Here is a 15,516-nt window from a genome sequence, read left to right as displayed (position 1 = left end):
GCCGAAGCTGACGCATTTAAAGGGAGAGAAAGATGCACAAAGAAGTCGACTTTGAAAACGACATCGAGCACGCACTGATCTACAGTGGTGGCTACGAAAAAGGTGATCCCAACACCTACGACCCGGAAGCGGCGCTGTTTCCGGCAGATGTCGTTGCCTTTGTGCAAAGGACGCAGCCCAAGATATGGACGCGCCTGACCCAGCTGGACGCCGCCAAAGCGCCCGCAATGCTGCTGGACAGCTTGGTGAAGGAGCTTGCCGCCAAAGGCGCCCTGTCGGTCTTGCGCGAGGGTTTTAAGTGCGTGGGCAAGACGGTGCGGCTGGCCTACTTTGCACCCAACACCGGGCTGGACCCCGCGAGCACCGAGCGCTTTGAGGACAACCGCTTGACCATCGTGCGGCAGGTCAACACCAAGAGCGGGGCCATCCCCGATGTGGTGTTGGCGGTGAATGGCTTGCCCGTGGCCACGCTGGAGCTGAAGAACCCGATGTCCGCCACGCGATGGAACGTGGAGAACGCGAAGTACCAGTATCGCTTTGAGCGCGACCCCAAGGAATTACTGTTTGCCTTCAAGCAGCGGTGCCTGGTGCATTTCGCCGTGGATACTGAGCTGGTGTTCATGACCACCAAGCTTGAGGGTAAGGACACGTTCTTCCTGCCCTTCAATCTGGGGCATGACCACGGCGCGGGCAACCCGCCTGCAGCGGGTGATGTGCGCACCACCTACCTGTGGCACAAGGTGCTTGCCCGTGACAGCCTGATGGACATACTCGCTCGTTTCATCCATTTAGATGTCGAGGAAAAGACGGTCGTCACAGAAAAGGGCATCAAGCGCCACCGCAAAGAGTCGATGATCTTCCCGCGCTACCACCAGCTGGATGTGGTACGGGCACTAACCGACCACGCTCAGGCGCATGGTTCGGGGCACAACTACTTGATCCAGCATTCCGCAGGTTCAGGCAAATCGAACTCGATTGCGTGGCTGGCGCACCGCCTCTCCAGCCTGCACGATGCCAAGAACGAGAAGATCTTTCATTCGGTGGTGGTGATCACCGACCGGCGCGTGCTTGATCAACAGTTGCAGGACACCATCTTCCAGTTTGAGCACAAGCTGGGTGTGGTGCAAAAGATCGACGAAAACACACAGCAGTTGGCCAAGGCGCTGGCCGATGGCGTGCCGATCATCATTTCCACTATCCAGAAGTTCCCGTTCATCACCCAGGCCATTCGCACGATGGAGGCTAACGGCAAAGGGGTGGCCATCTCGACAGCTGGCAAGCGCTTCGCGGTGATCGTGGACGAGGCGCACAGCTCGCAAAGCGGTGAAACCGCAATGGAGTTGCGCAAGATCCTGAACAAGGACGGCATTGAATCCGCGATTGCCGAGCAGTTGCTGGACATGGATGACGATGCCTTGAGCGAAGAGGCGAAAAAGGAGTTGCTGCGCGAACAGCTCAAGCGCGCCAAACAACCCAACTTGAGTTTCTTTGCTTTCACCGCTACGCCCAAGTTCAAGACACTGGCTGTTTTCAATGAACCTGGTCCAAACGGCAAAGCGCCTTTCCACCACTACAGCATGCGGCAGGCCATCGAGGAAGGCTTCATTCACGACGTGCTGGCCCACTACACCTGCTACAAGCGCTACTACAAGCTGATCCAGAAGGTGGAGGCTGATCCAGAGGTGCCGCGCCGCAAGGCCGCCCGTGCACTGGCGCGGTTCGTCGAGTTTCACGACTACGAGATCGCACAGAAAGTCGAAGTGATCGTGGAGCACTTTCGCACCCATACCCGCCACAAGATTGGCGGCCGAGCCAAAGCGATGGTGGTGACCGGCTCGCGTGAGCACGCTGTGCGCTACAAGCTGGGGTTCGACAAGTACATCAAGGACAAGGGCTACACCGACGTGAAATCGCTGGTGGCGTTCTCCGGAGAAATCACGCTCAAGGAGTTCGCCGATGAAAAATTCACCGAAGTCAGCATGAACAACGGCATCAAGGAATCCGAGTTGCCGGAGAAGTTCAACGCCGAGGAATACCAAGTCTTGCTGGTGGCCGAGAAGTATCAGACGGGCTTTGACCAGCCGCTGTTGCACAGCATGTACGTCGACAAGCGCTTGTCCGGCATCCAGGCGGTACAGACACTCTCGCGCCTGAATCGAACGACACGAGGCAAGACGGACACCTTTGTACTCGATTTTGTCAACGAGCCTGCGGACATTTACACCGCCTTCAGGCCCTATTACGAAGCGACAGACAAGGGCGACGATACCGATCCACAACAGCTCAACACTCTGGCTCACACGCTTGCCAACTGGAAAATTTATGCCGAAGCCGAGGTTAGTGCTTGGTGTGAAATCTGGTTCCGCAATCGCCTGAACCCCACGGGCGGCGAGCACAAGAAATTGAATGGCCTGCTTGATCTGGCGATTGATCGATTCAAAAAGCTTGGGGAAGAGGACCAGAACTTGTTCAAGAGCCAGTTGGTGGGCTTTCGCAATCTGTATGGCTTTGTTTCTCAGATCGTGCCTTACCAAGACTCCGACCATGAGAAGTTGTATACGTACGCCCGTTTCCTGCTGACCAAGTTGCCACGCACGACGGATAACCGGATTGTGCAGGTTGACGATGAAGTTGAACTCAAGTACTACCGCCTGCAGAAAATTAGTGAAGGCGCAATTGATCTTATGGTCGGCGAGCCGGAGGCACTCTATGGTCCAACTGACGTTGGCACCGGGCAGGCCGACGAAGATGTGCAGCTTTCGACCTTGGTTGGCAAGCTCAATGAGCGTTTCGGCACAGAGTTCATGCCAGCAGATCAGCTCTTCTTCGATCAAGTTCGTGAAACCGCAGTGGCCAATGAACAACTACGTCAGGCGGTATTGGCTAACAGCATTGAGAACTTCGAACCCGTTTTTAATAAGCAGCTTGAGAATCTCTTCATCGAGCGCATGGAAGGCAACGAGGAAATTTTTGTCCGGCTGATGAATGACGAAGCCTTCAGAAGCATTGCCGCAAGCCACCTGATGCGGGCGGTATATCAAAAGGTTCGAAACACCGAAGCACAAATCACAAGGCAGAACGAGGCTGTGGAAAAGCAGGGTCTGGAATGATGGAGTCCAATACTTGCGGCCATCGCCGACGATGATCGAACTCAATGACTTGCTCACCAGGTCCGGACTCGACCCGACGACGGTGATGGTGATGCGCCACCGCCCGGCCGAGAAGGACTTGCGGGCCGTGCTGCCATGGTTGGCGGCCGAGCGGCCTGCCGTCTATAACGCGTTTCAGTGCAATCACAGTGAAGTGGTGGAGAAAGCGCTATCCAAGGCGCGCCATCTGGTGTCCTTCATCGGGCATGAGGCAGGACGTGCGGTGTTCGTGGGTGTGTATGAAGTGGCCAGTTATGAGGTTGTATCCGTTGATCGATTCTGGGCTCTACCTGGTAACGCGGAGTTGCGCGTAATGGGGATCAGCGGCCCCAAGGATAAGCGCGATTCTTTCTGGTTCGATTTGCAGCCGACAACGCATCTGTCCGATTGGAAAGGGAAGCTGGTGATCGATTGGACGGGCATCGAGCGCTCATGGTGGCGTTGGGCCGCGCGCAATCGGCTGCCGGTCCGCGCCATCCATGACGAGAGCCTGCTGGTGAAGGCGATGCCGGATTGGCAGACACTGACCTTTGAGTGGAGTCAGTTGAATCTGCTGCCGACCAGCTGGCGGCAGGCGTTGGCGCAATGGCGCGGCATCTATTACATCTTCGACCGGACGTCGCGATTGGGGTACGTGGGGTCGGCCAGTGGCGCAGAGAACTTGCTGGGGCGCTGGCAGAACTATGCTGCCAGCGGCGACGGTGGCAACCGTCTGCTGCGGGGACGAGATCCACAGGGGTTTGTGTTCAGCATCCTGCAGCGCTTGTCGCCGGATATGCAGGTTGAAGACGTTGTGCAGATTGAGAGCACCTGGAAAGAGCGGCTGCAGACCCGCTCTCCGAATGGGTTGAACGACAATTAGGCGGCGATGAAGCTCGGGATGATGCATCGGTGGCCTCATCATATCCTTGCGCGACGACCAGACTTGGCTGGGTTGATGAGCAGAATAGCCAGGCTATTCGGCTCATCAAGCGAGAGCAGTGGATCGCTCCCGGTGCCGTTAACGCGTCAGGCTTTCAAGCCCAGCGCTCGCAACCATGCGTCCACTTGGCCGAATGCATCCTGCTGCCATTGTTCCGGGGTACGATCTCCCAACACAGCCGTTTCTTCGACAAACAAGCGGACACTGGTGGGCCCATAGCTTTCCAGAGTGTCGAACTTCCCGGCGATCATGCGGTATCCCGTAATACCACTGTCTCGGTCCAGCACCGGCCGGCAGGCTTCCGCCAAGGCGTCGATGCCACCGGGATAGTTACGGATGCAGTAGTAGATGTCATAAGCGTCCTTCTGCTTGTGACGGCCTTCGATGGCATAGCCCTTCATCGCCAGCAATGCGGGAATCGAACATACCGCGATCTCCACGCGGTTGGTGCCGCCGGTTGGCATGGAGCCTGTAACCGCCACCATCTCGTAGAAGTGGTTCGCCAGGTCCGCCCCGTCTGCTCGCTGGACGGCGAAGTTGTCGATCAGCGGTGGTTTGTTCCTTGCGATGTCGGCATCACGCGGCATCAGGAAATCGACGATGACATCAATCGGTCCACCGCCATCTGTGGCGGGTACCTGCCGCACCAGTTGGAATCGGCGAAGCCCATCACGTTGCTGGTAGCCATGTCCCATAAGCGACTCGACCAGCGTCGCGTACTCGCCGTCACCAAGGGCTTCGGCATCGAGGCCAAGGTCCAGGTCGAGCGTACCGACGTGGGGCATGTCCGCATTTGCCAGCAGTAACCACGGCACGGCGCCGCCGATCACGGCGAACTTTCCTTTGAAGCTGCCGAGGATCTGTCCGATCTCGACCAAAACAGTCTTGACCGCGGCTGTCGTGCGGTCGTCGTAGTCGGTGGCGGATTGCGGTTCCTGTGGGATCAGATTCTCTGCCACGTCAGCATTTCCTTGCGTAGATGGTCAGCGGCTTCCATGCCGCGTTCGCCGGACACGATCAGGTCCAGGTAGGTCTGTACCGGGCTGGTGCAGACCACGCCTGGTGTCGGTTCGATTGCATCGAGGAACAGGCCATCATCCTTGGGTATCGTCACTACAACGTTCTGACCTTTCCCGACTGCGGACAGTCCAAGGGCCGCGTGTAGCCGCTCAAGGCCCTGTGCATCCGCGTAGAAATAGTGGGTGCCGGTGCGCGCATAGGGCGCCAACCATTGTGCAGCAGAGTAGGAGGCAAGCACGGCTTGCCCGTTGTCATCGCTACCCGCGCGCAGCACCTTTCTGGTTGCTTCATCCAATGCGCTACCGTGAATCGTTGTATAGAAGCTCAGGCGCTTTCCGACGGGCGAGCGGTAACCCGCCGCCCATTCGTCAAGCAGGGCATCGGGCTTGGAGAGAAGTAGCCCTTCATCCACGACTTCGGCCCACTCCCGGTCCAGCAGATTGCTGCGCACGTTGCTGACATGACCCACGCTGACGGCACTGGCGTCGGCAAGCTCGATCACTCGCCATGTCCGGCTTGGGTCGCGGAGCAGGACGCGCAATACCTGTGCCGACTTCGGAGTGAACAGCGACTTGAGTTCGCGGCGCTCGCTGTCTGGCTTGGTGGCGACTTGGCGTTCGATATAGATGCCATCGAAGGACAAGTAGGCATTGCCCTCCAGGTCGATGAATCCCACGCCTTCTTCGCGGCACATGGCTTGCGCATTTGGCGACAAGTAGGGGGCGATGAAGACCGGAATGGCACCTTCCGCGTTTCGTTCCACGTAGTGCTTCAGCCGAAAAAGCGCTGCCCGCACATACCGTGGCTGCCCACTGGACTTCACTTCACAAACCAGCAGTCGGTCCTGGCCGCCTGCTTTGAGGCGCACCAGGATATCGGCTCCCCCATCGGGGGCGTGAAGTTGAGGTTCGACCCTCAGCCGCGTGATGGCGGGCACCTGCCCAAGCACGCTTTGCAGCGCTTCAGCGGCTCGTGTTTCGACTACTTTCACTGATTCTATATGTTTCAGCATTTGCTGAAATTATCAATATTGGTGAAAAAGTCAACGTGATTTCAGTAAATTTGAGCATTTCAGCATATGCTGAAAGAGGTGTTGGAGCTGAAAAAGAGTCCGATCGCAGGGGTCAGTGAACCGGGAGTCTGAGAGATTTCAATGGGGATACTGCAAGAAATGATGATAAAATTTAAGAAATTCAGTGGGTTGCGCAAACAATGAAAATCGCCAGCTGGAACGTCAACTCCCTCAACGTCCGCCTGCCGCACCTGGAACAGTGGCTGGCCGACTTTGCCCCCGATGTGGTCGGCATCCAGGAAACCAAGCTGGAGGACCACAAATTCCCGGACACGCGCCTGCTCGAACTGGGCTACCGCAACGTGTTCGCCGGGCAGAAGACCTATAACGGCGTGGCGCTGCTGTCGCGGCACCCGATCGAGGACGTGCAGATCGGCATCCCCGGCTTCGAGGACGAGCAGAAGCGGGTGATCGCCGGCACCGTCAACGGCGTGCGCATCATCAACCTGTACGTGGTCAACGGCCAGGACGTGGGCACGGACAAATATGAGTACAAGCTGCGCTGGCTGGAGGCGGTGCGTGGCTGGATCGCCGACGAGCTGCACAAGCACCCGCAGCTGGTGGTGCTGGGCGATTTCAACATCGCCCCGGACGAGCGCGACGTGCCCGACCCGATGGTGTGGAACGAGAACCACATCCTGACTTCCACCGCCGAGCGTGCGGGCCTGCGCAAGATCCTGGAGCTGGGTCTGCACGACGGCTTCCGCCTGCACAACGACGAAGGCGGCATCTTCAGCTGGTGGGATTACCGCGCCGCCGGGTTCCGCCGCAACCTGGGCCTGCGCATCGACCTGACCCTTGTCTCCGACGCGCTCAAGCCGCGCGCGCAGGCCTCGGGCATCGACCGCGAGCCCCGCACCTGGGACCGCCCCAGCGACCATGCCCCGGCCTGGGTGCAGTTGGCGCAGGGTTGAAACGGCAAGGCCCGGCCATTGCTGGCCGGGCCCGGTCGAATGGCGCCATGCTGCGTTTCAGCGGATGCTCTTGCGCGTGAACAGGTTGACGATGGCCAGCAGGATCACCGCGCCCAGCAGCGACAGCACGAACGAGCGCAGGGTGATGGCGGCATTGATGCTGCCACCGCCAAACAGGAAGCCGGCGATCATGGCGCCGATGATGCCGACCACGATGTTCAGGATGATGCCCTGCTGTGCATCACGGCGCATGATGAGGCTGGCAAGCCAGCCGACGATGCCACCGATGACCAGCCAGACGATGATGCCCATGCGTGTATCTCCCAGCGTGAATGCACCCGGGGACGGTGCGGTGCGGACAGTCAACGCGCACCGCGGTGAACGTCCTGTTGAAGCGGCGGTGGTCTGTTCAGCATGAGGGGTTACGTGGAACGTTGGGATTTCGACCCGGTGCGGCTCTGGCTGCTGCCGCATGTCCCGGGCACGCGCGGCGAGCCGCAGGCACGCGTGCTGCTGGCCGATGTGCTGGGCAGCACCCCGCAGGACCTGCCGTTGACGCGGGATGAGCGCAATCGCCCGTGGTTGATCGGGGAGCTGGCCCACTACGGCACCGGCTGGAGCCACAGCGGCCCGCATCTGCTGGTGGCGCTGGGGCAGGGCGCACGCCTGGGGGTGGACCTGGAACAGCAGCGGCCGCGCCGGCAGATGCGCGAGGTGATCCGGCGTTTCTTCCACCCACAGGAGATCCAGTGGCTGGACGGGCTGGACGACGCGGCATGCCAGCAGTGGTTCTTCCGGGTGTGGTGCGCCAAGGAAGCCTTGTTGAAGGCGCACGGGCACGGCATCTCGTTCGGGCTGGAGAAGCTGCAGTTCGCGCCGGACGCGGCGGGGGCGTTGCGGCTGGTGTGGTGCGACCCGGGCCTGGGCGAGGCCGGCCGCTGGCACCTGCACGAGTGGCAGGCCACGGCCGATTTCCGCGCGGCGCTGGCGTGGTATCCGCTGTGATGGTTGTGGTGATATCGACTGTGATGAGCGAAACGAAGAAAGGCCGCGACAGCGGCCTTTCTTATGCTTCTGCTCCAAGCCCCCTCCCTTGCGCCAAAGGCGTAGGGGAGGGCGGGGGAGGGGTAGCTGTTGCTGTTGTTGTTGCATTTGCCCCGACCGATACCGTCCCGGTCCTTTCAGTAGGCAAAGCCAGAGCCAGAGCGACCCCTCCCCCACCCTCCCCTACGCCTTCGGCGCAAGGGAGGGGGCAGAAGCAGCGCCAAAGCCAAAAACCAAAAGCCAAAAGCCAAAAGCCAAAAGCCAAAGCCAAAGCCAAAGCCAAAGCCAAAGCCTCCCCCCGCTCCTGCGATAATCCCCGCCATGAACGACACCTCCCTCCCGCCCGACGTCAGCACCGACCTGCAGCAGGGCCTGCAGGCCATGGGCCTGGACGCCGCGCTCGCCACCCCGCTGCTGGCCTACCTGGCCCTGCTGGTGCGCTGGAACCGTACCTACAACCTCACCGCCATCCGCGATCCGCGCGAAATGGTCACCCGCCACCTGCTCGACTCGCTGGCCATGGCCAGCCACGTCACCGCCGGCACCCTGGCCGACCTCGGCACCGGCCCCGGGCTGCCCGGCATCCCGCTGGCCATCACCCATCCGCAGCTGCAGGTCACCCTGGTCGAGAGCAATGGCAAGAAGGCCCGCTTCCTGCGCGAGGCCGTGCGCCAGCTGGGCCTGAAGAACGCCCGCGTCGCCGAGTCGCGGGCCGAGGCGCTGGATGAGCCCGGTGCCTACGACAACCTCACCGCCCGCGCCATGGACACCCTGGCCGGCATCGTCGAGGTCGGCGGTCACCTGTTGCGCCCCGGCGGCCAGCTGCTGGCCATGAAGGGCGTCTACCCGCACGAGGAGATCGCCCAGCTGCCGGCCGACTGGCAGGTACTGGAAGTGCGCCCGCTGCAGGTCCCCGGCCTGGTCGGCGACCGCCACCTGGTCGTGGCCGAGCGGAAGTAGGCCACGACCGGCCGCTGCCCGGACCCTGTCCGGCAGGGTGCCCCGCCGTCATCCATGACGTCCCCCCTCCCGTTGCCGCCGGCAAGGGGAGGCCGGGGAGGGGCAGCCATTGCCCCCGAAAGGCACGCCGATTTCCGCCTGCGCGCCGCTACCCCCATAATGACCAGTCCAACCCCGCCCACGAGGCTCTCCTGCATGGCTCGCATCATCGCCATCGCCAACCAGAAAGGCGGCGTCGGCAAGACCACCACGGCCGTCAATCTGGCTGCTTCCCTTGCCGCCGCACCCAAGCGTGTGCTGCTGGTCGACCTGGATTCGCAGGGCAACGCGACCATGGGCAGTGGCGTGGACAAGCGTGAAGTCGCAGCTTCCACCTGCGACCTCCTGCTCGGCGAGAACAGCGCCGTCGAAGTGCGCGTGCAGACCGCCGAGGGCTATGACCTGCTGCCCGGCAACATCGACCTGACCGCCGCCGAGATCCAGCTGATGGAGCAGGGCGAGCGCGAGCAGCGGCTCAAGCGCGCGCTGGCGCCGATCCGCGATGAATACGACTTCATCCTGATCGATTGCCCGCCGGCGCTGTCGCTGCTGACCCTCAACGCCTTGGCCGCCGCCGACTCGGTGATCGTGCCGATGCAGTGCGAGTACTACGCCCTGGAAGGCCTCAGCGCGCTGGTGCAGACCATCGATGCGCTCAAGGTCAACCTGAACCCGGCACTGGAAATCGAGGGCGTGCTGCGCACCATGTTCGACGTGCGCAACAACCTGGCCAACGCGGTGTCCGCGCAGCTCACCGAGTACTTCGGCGACCGCGTGTTCCGCACCATCGTGCCGCGCAACGTGCGCCTGGCCGAGGCGCCCAGCCATGGCCAGAGCATCGTCGGCTACGACCGCAGCTCGCGTGGCGGGGTGGCCTACCTGGGCCTGGCCGGTGAGATCATCCGTCGCAACAACGAACGCAAGCAGGCCGCCCCGGCCGTGGAGACCGTCTGATGGCCGGTGCCAAGAAACGTGGCCTCGGCCGTGGACTGGATGCCCTGCTGGGCCCGAAGGGCGCCGTCACCCCGGTGACCGTGGCCGCGGTGGCCGAACCGCAACCGGGCGAGGTGCTGCGCAAGCTGCCCATCGACCAGCTGCAGCCGGGCAAGTACCAGCCGCGCCGCGACATGGACGAAGGCAAGCTGGCCGAGCTGTCCGAGTCGATCAAGGCGCAGGGCATCATCCAGCCCATCCTGGTGCGCCAGATTGAGGGCGGCAAGTACGAAATCATCGCCGGTGAACGCCGTTGGCGCGCCTCGCGCCTGGCCGGGCTGGACGATGTGCCGGTGGTGGTGCGCGAGCTGGAAGACCGCACCGTCATCGCGATGGCGCTGATCGAGAACATCCAGCGCGAAGACCTCAACCCTCTGGAAGAGGCCGAGGCGCTGGCCCGGTTGGTCAGCGAGTTCTCGCTGACCCACGCCGAAGCCGCGCAGGCCGTCGGCCGCTCGCGCGCCTCGGTGTCCAACCTGCTGCGCCTGATCGACCTGCCCATCGGCGTGCGCGTGCTGCTGGAAACCCGTCGCCTGGAAATGGGCCATGCCCGCGCGCTGCTCACGCTGGCGCCGGAACTGGCCACCAAGCTGGCCGAGGAAGCCGCCGAGCAGGGCTGGTCGGTGCGCGAGGTCGAGCACCGCGCCCAGCAGTTCGCCGCCGGCAAGGTGCCGGGCGCACGCAAGGCCAAGCCGTCGCCGACCGCGCCGCAGGCCGACATCGCCTCGCTGGAAACCGAGCTGTCCGAATCGCTGGGCACCAAGGTGGCGATCGCCCACGGCCGTGGTGGCAAGGGCAAGCTGGTCATCCATTACACCGACCTGGACACGCTGGAAGGCGTGCTCGAGCGGTTGCGTCGCCGTCAGCAGGGCTGACGGCCACCCTTCATCCCCCTGAGGTGAACGCAAGGCAATGAACCCCACCAAGGTCGACCGCAATCATCTGTTGCGTCTGACCGACCTGCCGAATGTCGGGCCGGCCTGTGAGAAAGATCTCCGTCTGATTGGAATCCGTGTCCCGGCGCACCTGCGCGGGCGTGATCCCTACGACATGTATGCCCAGCTGTGCCTGAAGACCGGCGTGGTGCACGACCCCTGCGTGATCGATGTGTTCCTGTCCATCGTGCGCTTCATGGCGGGGGATTCCCCGCAGCCCTGGTGGGCCTACAGCAAGGAACGCAAGGAAACCCTGGCCAGGGAAGCACCGCTGACCCTGTGGTGAGGTGACCGCCGGCCCCCGCGTGGGACCGGGCCGATGACAGCGCGGCACGGCGTGATGCTCCCCGGACAGGGCAGACCGGTGAAATCTGTATCGTTGGCGGCGAAAATGCCGTCATTACGTCTGGATAGTTCTGATGACCCTTCTCGTGACCGGCGCGGCCGGCTTCATTGGTGCCTACACCTGCCAGGCGCTGTCCGCCCGTGGCGAGCGGGTGGTGGGGCTGGACAACTACAACGACTACTACGACCCGCAGATCAAGCGGGACAGGGTGGCCGCGCTGTGCCCGCAGGTGGACATCCGCGCGCTGGACATCACCGACCGCGACGGCCTGGCCGCATTGTTCGATGAAGTGCAGCCGACCCGGGTGATCCACCTGGCCGCGCAGGCCGGCGTGCGGTATTCGCTGGAAAACCCGCACGCCTACGTGCAGAGCAACCTGGTCGGCTTCGTCAACCTGCTGGAGCTGTGCCGCCACCGCGGCGTGCAGCACCTGGTGTACGCCTCCAGCAGCTCGGTCTATGGCGATTCGGCCACGCCGCCGTTCTCCGAGGACCAGCGCGTGGACCAGCCGCGCTCGCTGTACGCCGCCACCAAGGCCGCCAACGAGCTGATGGCCTACACCTACGCCCAGCTGTATGGCCTGCGCGCCACCGGGCTGCGCTTCTTCACCGTGTATGGCCCGTGGGGCCGGCCGGACATGGCGCCGTTGCTGTTCTCGCGCGCGGTGCTGGCCGGGCGCAGCATCGAGGTGTTCAATGAGGGCCACATGCGCCGCGACTTCACACATGTTTCCGACATCGTCACCGGTATCCTCGGGGCGCTGTCGCATCCCAGTGCCGAGGCCACGCCGCATCAGGTGTTCAACCTCGGCAACCACACACCGGTGGAGCTGGAGCACTTCATCGACGTGATCGCCTCGGCCGCCGGCCGGCCGGCCAACAAGGTCTACAAGCCCATGCAGCCCGGCGACATGGTCCAGACCATGGCCGATACCGCGCGGGCCAGGGCGGCCTTCGGCTACGAGCCGGCCACCCCGATTGAAGTGGGCCTGCCACCGGTGGTGGAGTGGTGCCGCACCTACTTCGGACCGCGCGCCTGATTTCATCTCCCGCTAATACGGAAGCGGGAAAATGCGCGGTCTTCCTGAATACGCATTGCCAACGGATCGCGTCATGAACCAGCCTGCCCTCTCGGTGGTCGTCCCCGTCTTCAACGAGCGCGACAACGTCGCCCCGCTGGTCAACGAAATCACCGCCGCACTGCGCGGCAAGGTGCCCTTCGAGATCGTCTACGTGGACGACAACTCCAGGGACGACAGCCTGCAGGTGCTGCAGGCGCTGAAGGCCACCAACCCCGAGCTGCGGGTGCTGCACCACGTGCAGCAGAGCGGCCAGAGCACCGCGGTGCGGACCGGGGTCAAGGCGGCGCGCGCGCCGTGGATCGCCACCCTCGACGGCGACGGCCAGAACGACCCGGCCGACATCCCCAGGCTGCTGGCCGCGCGCGATACCGCCGAGGGCGGGGTCAAGCTGTTCGCCGGCTGGCGGGTCAACCGCCAGGACAGCGGCTCCAAGCGCTGGGCCAGCAAGTGGGCCAATGCCATCCGCGCGCGCATGCTGCGCGACGACACCCCCGACACCGGCTGCGGCATCAAGCTGTTCGACCGCGATGCCTTCCTCGACCTGCCGTACTTCGACCACATGCACCGCTACCTGCCGGCGCTGATGCAGCGCGCCGGCTGGAAGACCGTGAGCGTGCCGGTCAACCACCGCCATCGCACCGCGGGCGTGTCCAAGTACAACAACTTCGGCCGTGCCATGGTCGGCATCCGTGACCTGCGCGGCGTGGCATGGCTGATCACCCGCTCCAAACGCACGGCGGTGGAGGAGCTCTGAGCATGGACTTCATGAACCAGCCGCTGGTCTGGCTGGAGTGGACCGGCGTGCACATGTCGCCGTGGAAGCTCATCGGCCTGACCGGTGCGTTGATGTTCGGCGGGCGCTGGCTGGTGCAGTTCGTCGCCTCGCGGCGCGCCGGCAAGCCGGTGATCCCGCGCCTGTTCTGGTACATGAGCGTGCTGGGCAGCCTGATGACGCTGAGCTACTTCGTGTTCTCGGCCAAGCAGGACGCGGTCGGCGTCATCCAGAACCTGTTCCCGGCCTTCACCGCGCTGTACAGCCTGCGCCTGGACATCAAGCACCGCGGCTGGAAACGGGACAAGGCAGGGCACTGACGGCGGCGCGATTCCGGCGCTTTTGCCGCCTGAATCGGTCTAGGTCGGGCAGCGGCTTCAATGCGATGATCGGGGGTGAACTGTCTTCATCCGGGGAATCCTGATCGTGAAATCACCGCTGACCGCCGCCCTCCTGCTTGCCCTCGGCCTGAGCGCCGTGCCTGCCCTTGCCGCCCAGCCTGCCGCGCCGTCCACGCAGGCGACGCAGGCGACGCAGGCGGCCGATGCCCGGTTCCAGGCGATCTACGAGAAGGAATGGGCCTGGCGGCAGACCGGCGGCGGCGAGGCCAGCGAGGACGGTGACGCCCCGGCCGACGCCACCACCCTGCCCGATGTCGGCGCGCAGGCCCAGCAGGCCCGGCTCAAGGTGTGGGACGAGGTACTCAAGCAGCTGGAGGGCATCGACCCGGCCACGCTCTCGGCCGAGAACCAGGTCAACTACGCCATCTACAGGTACCAGGTGGAGAACCTGGCCGACGAAGTGCGCCAGGGCACCTACGAGATGCCGTTCAACTCGGACTCCTCGTTCTGGTCGAACCTGAGCTTCATGGCCCGGCGCGAGATGAAGACCGCTGCCGAGTACCGTGCCTACATCGCGCGCCTGAACGACGTGCCGCGCTACTTCGACCAGCAGATGGTCAACATGCGCGCCGGCCTGGCGCGCGGCTTCAGCGTGCCGCGCGCGGTGCTCGAAGGCCGCGACGTGTCGATCTCGACCGTGGCCGGGCTGAAGGACCCGACCCAGTCGCCGCTGTACGAACCGTTGCAGAAGATGCCGTCCAGCATCCCCGCCGCCGAGCAGGCCAGCCTGCAGGCCGATGCCCGGCAGGCCATCAGCGGCAGCGTGGTACCGGCGTTCGGCAAGCTGCTGACCTTCTTCCGCGAAGAGTACGTGCCGCAGTCGCGCACCACCCTTGCCGCCGAGAAGATGCCCGGCGGCAAGGAGTTCTACCGCCAGCAGATCCGCGAGTACACCACGCTGGACATGAGCCCGCAGGAGATCCATGCGCAGGGCCTGGCCGAGGTGAAGCGCATCCAGGGCGAGATGAACGCCATCATCGACAAGGTCGGCTTCACCGGCAAAAGCCCGGACACCCGCTTCGCCGATTTCCTCCAGTTCCTGCGTACCGACCCGCAGTTCTACGCCAAGACCCCGGACGAACTGCTGTGGCGCGCGGCGTGGATCTCCAAGCGCGTGGACGGTGTGATCGGCCGCTACATGACGCTGCCGCGCGCGCGCTTCACCATCGTGCCGGTGCCGCCGGACATCGCCCCGTTCTGGACCGCCGGCCGCGGCGGCATGGGCACCTACTGGCTCAACACCTACAACCTGCCGGCACGCCCGCTGTACAACCTGCCGGCGTTGACCCTGCATGAGTCCGACCCGGGCCACGCGCTGCAGGGCGCATTGGCCGCCGAGCAGACCGACCTGCCGGAGTTCCGCCGCAACAACTACATCTCGGCCTACGGCGAGGGCTGGGGCCTGTACACCGAGAAGCTCGGCGTGGAGATGGGCATCTACCAGACCCCGTACGAGGACTTCGGTCGGCTGACCTACGAGATGTGGCGTGCCTGCCGGTTGGTGATCGACACCGGCGTGCATCACTACGGCTGGACCCGCGAGCATGCCATCGCCTACCTGCGTGACCACACCGCGCTGAGCGAGCATGAGGTGACCACCGAGGTCGACCGCTACATCTCCTGGCCGGCGCAGGCATTGAGCTACAAGCTGGGCGAGATCACCATCGTGCGCCTGCGTGCCGAGGCCGAGCAGGCGCTGGGCAGCCGCTTCGACGTCAAGGGCTTCCACGACACCATCCTGCGCCTGGGTTCGGTGCCGCTGCCGGTGCTGGAGCAGCAGGTGCGTGCCTATATTGAGCAACGCAAGAACGCCAAGTAAGGCCGAAGCAAAGGCGCCCTCATCCGGCGCTGCGCGCCACCTTCCCCCG

At 63.5% G+C, this 15,516-nt stretch carries 15 protein-coding genes; 12 read left to right on the top strand and 3 right to left on the bottom strand.

Annotated elements, in window-relative coordinates:
* The first annotated feature begins 32 nt into the window (after positions 1-32).
* Positions 33-3,110, top strand: coding sequence for a type I restriction endonuclease subunit R (locus ACIPR8_RS10155; RefSeq protein ID WP_446540942.1), 3,078 nt, complete (start codon positions 33-35; stop codon positions 3,108-3,110).
* A gap of 31 nt (positions 3,111-3,141) precedes the next feature.
* Positions 3,142-4,011, top strand: a complete 870-nt coding sequence (locus ACIPR8_RS10150; protein WP_446540941.1) for a GIY-YIG nuclease family protein — start codon at positions 3,142-3,144, stop codon at positions 4,009-4,011.
* A 146-nt stretch (positions 4,012-4,157) separates the two neighbouring features.
* On the opposite strand, the gene ACIPR8_RS10145 is transcribed toward ACIPR8_RS10150, so the two are convergent.
* The gene (locus ACIPR8_RS10145) at positions 4,158-5,030 is read right to left on the bottom strand and encodes a nucleotidyl transferase AbiEii/AbiGii toxin family protein (protein ID WP_132863900.1); all 873 of its coding nucleotides are present in this window, start codon (positions 5,028-5,030) and stop codon (positions 4,158-4,160) included.
* A complete protein-coding gene (locus ACIPR8_RS10140) occupies positions 5,015-6,082 on the bottom strand; it encodes a type IV toxin-antitoxin system AbiEi family antitoxin (RefSeq protein ID WP_446540940.1) in 1,068 nt (355 codons plus the stop codon). The genes ACIPR8_RS10145 and ACIPR8_RS10140 overlap by 16 nt, the downstream gene beginning before the upstream one ends.
* A 221-nt stretch (positions 6,083-6,303) precedes the next feature.
* Between ACIPR8_RS10140 and xth the strand changes: the two genes are divergently transcribed.
* Positions 6,304-7,077, top strand: a complete 774-nt coding sequence (gene xth, locus ACIPR8_RS10135) for an exodeoxyribonuclease III (protein WP_446540939.1) — start codon at positions 6,304-6,306, stop codon at positions 7,075-7,077.
* Positions 7,078-7,134: 57 nt separating this feature from the next.
* Here the strand turns inward: xth and ACIPR8_RS10130 are convergent, their stop codons facing one another.
* A complete protein-coding gene (locus ACIPR8_RS10130; RefSeq protein WP_192287108.1) occupies positions 7,135-7,389 on the bottom strand; it encodes a GlsB/YeaQ/YmgE family stress response membrane protein in 255 nt (84 codons plus the stop codon).
* Between the two features lie 114 nt (positions 7,390-7,503).
* Between ACIPR8_RS10130 and ACIPR8_RS10125 the strand changes: the two genes are divergently transcribed.
* The 9 genes from ACIPR8_RS10125 (at position 7,504) to ACIPR8_RS10085 (ending at position 15,467) form a co-directional block, all read left to right on the top strand.
* Positions 7,504-8,082 (top strand): 4'-phosphopantetheinyl transferase family protein, encoded by a 579-nt coding sequence (locus tag ACIPR8_RS10125; RefSeq protein WP_446540938.1) that lies wholly within the window; start codon positions 7,504-7,506, stop codon positions 8,080-8,082.
* Positions 8,083-8,442: 360 nt separating this feature from the next.
* Positions 8,443-9,081 (top strand): 16S rRNA (guanine(527)-N(7))-methyltransferase RsmG, encoded by a 639-nt coding sequence (gene rsmG / locus ACIPR8_RS10120; RefSeq protein ID WP_446540937.1) that lies wholly within the window; start codon positions 8,443-8,445, stop codon positions 9,079-9,081.
* Between the two features lie 195 nt (positions 9,082-9,276).
* On the top strand, positions 9,277-10,074 hold the full coding sequence (locus ACIPR8_RS10115; RefSeq protein WP_132863889.1) for a ParA family protein: 798 nt from the start codon (positions 9,277-9,279) through the stop codon (positions 10,072-10,074).
* Positions 10,074-10,988 carry a ParB/RepB/Spo0J family partition protein gene (locus tag ACIPR8_RS10110; protein ID WP_132863887.1) on the top strand — a complete coding sequence of 305 codons (915 nt, stop codon included), beginning with the start codon at positions 10,074-10,076 and terminating at the stop codon, positions 10,986-10,988. Before ACIPR8_RS10115 ends, ACIPR8_RS10110 begins: the two co-directional genes overlap by 1 nt.
* Positions 10,989-11,025: 37 nt before the next feature.
* Complete coding sequence (locus ACIPR8_RS10105; protein ID WP_132863885.1) at positions 11,026-11,334, top strand: helix-hairpin-helix domain-containing protein; 309 nt, start codon at positions 11,026-11,028, stop codon at positions 11,332-11,334.
* A gap of 133 nt (positions 11,335-11,467) precedes the next feature.
* Entirely contained in the window at positions 11,468-12,433 is a 966-nt protein-coding gene (locus ACIPR8_RS10100; RefSeq protein WP_446540936.1) for an NAD-dependent epimerase/dehydratase family protein, read from the top strand.
* 73 nt (positions 12,434-12,506) lie between these two features.
* Positions 12,507-13,229, top strand: coding sequence for a glycosyltransferase family 2 protein (locus ACIPR8_RS10095; protein WP_446540935.1), 723 nt, complete (start codon positions 12,507-12,509; stop codon positions 13,227-13,229).
* Positions 13,230-13,231: 2 nt separating this feature from the next.
* Positions 13,232-13,567 (top strand): lipid-A-disaccharide synthase N-terminal domain-containing protein, encoded by a 336-nt coding sequence (locus ACIPR8_RS10090; RefSeq protein WP_425603631.1) that lies wholly within the window; start codon positions 13,232-13,234, stop codon positions 13,565-13,567.
* Positions 13,568-13,673: 106 nt separating this feature from the next.
* On the top strand, positions 13,674-15,467 hold the full coding sequence (locus tag ACIPR8_RS10085) for a DUF885 domain-containing protein (RefSeq protein ID WP_446540934.1): 1,794 nt from the start codon (positions 13,674-13,676) through the stop codon (positions 15,465-15,467).
* The last annotated feature ends 49 nt before the right edge of the window (positions 15,468-15,516 follow it).

Source organism: Stenotrophomonas sp. LARHCG68, assembly GCF_052871705.1.
Note: the sequence above shows the minus strand (reverse complement) of the source record. Positions and strands in the feature narration are given on the sequence as shown.

Bases quoted from the DNA above. Each gene is read 5' to 3' on its own strand.
- ACIPR8_RS10155 (WP_446540942.1), top strand. From the start codon at position 33: ATGCACAAAGAAGTCGACTTTGAAAACGACATCGAGCACGCACTGATC.
- ACIPR8_RS10150 (WP_446540941.1), top strand. From the start codon at position 3,142: ATGATCGAACTCAATGACTTGCTCACCAGGTCCGGACTCGACCCGACG.
- xth (WP_446540939.1), top strand. From the start codon at position 6,304: ATGAAAATCGCCAGCTGGAACGTCAACTCCCTCAACGTCCGCCTGCCG.
- ACIPR8_RS10130 (WP_192287108.1), bottom strand. From the start codon at position 7,389: ATGGGCATCATCGTCTGGCTGGTCATCGGTGGCATCGTCGGCTGGCTT.
- rsmG (WP_446540937.1), top strand. From the start codon at position 8,443: ATGAACGACACCTCCCTCCCGCCCGACGTCAGCACCGACCTGCAGCAG.
- ACIPR8_RS10115 (WP_132863889.1), top strand. From the start codon at position 9,277: ATGGCTCGCATCATCGCCATCGCCAACCAGAAAGGCGGCGTCGGCAAG.
- ACIPR8_RS10110 (WP_132863887.1), top strand. From the start codon at position 10,074: ATGGCCGGTGCCAAGAAACGTGGCCTCGGCCGTGGACTGGATGCCCTG.
- ACIPR8_RS10105 (WP_132863885.1), top strand. From the start codon at position 11,026: ATGAACCCCACCAAGGTCGACCGCAATCATCTGTTGCGTCTGACCGAC.
- ACIPR8_RS10100 (WP_446540936.1), top strand. From the start codon at position 11,468: ATGACCCTTCTCGTGACCGGCGCGGCCGGCTTCATTGGTGCCTACACC.
- ACIPR8_RS10095 (WP_446540935.1), top strand. From the start codon at position 12,507: ATGAACCAGCCTGCCCTCTCGGTGGTCGTCCCCGTCTTCAACGAGCGC.
- ACIPR8_RS10090 (WP_425603631.1), top strand. From the start codon at position 13,232: ATGGACTTCATGAACCAGCCGCTGGTCTGGCTGGAGTGGACCGGCGTG.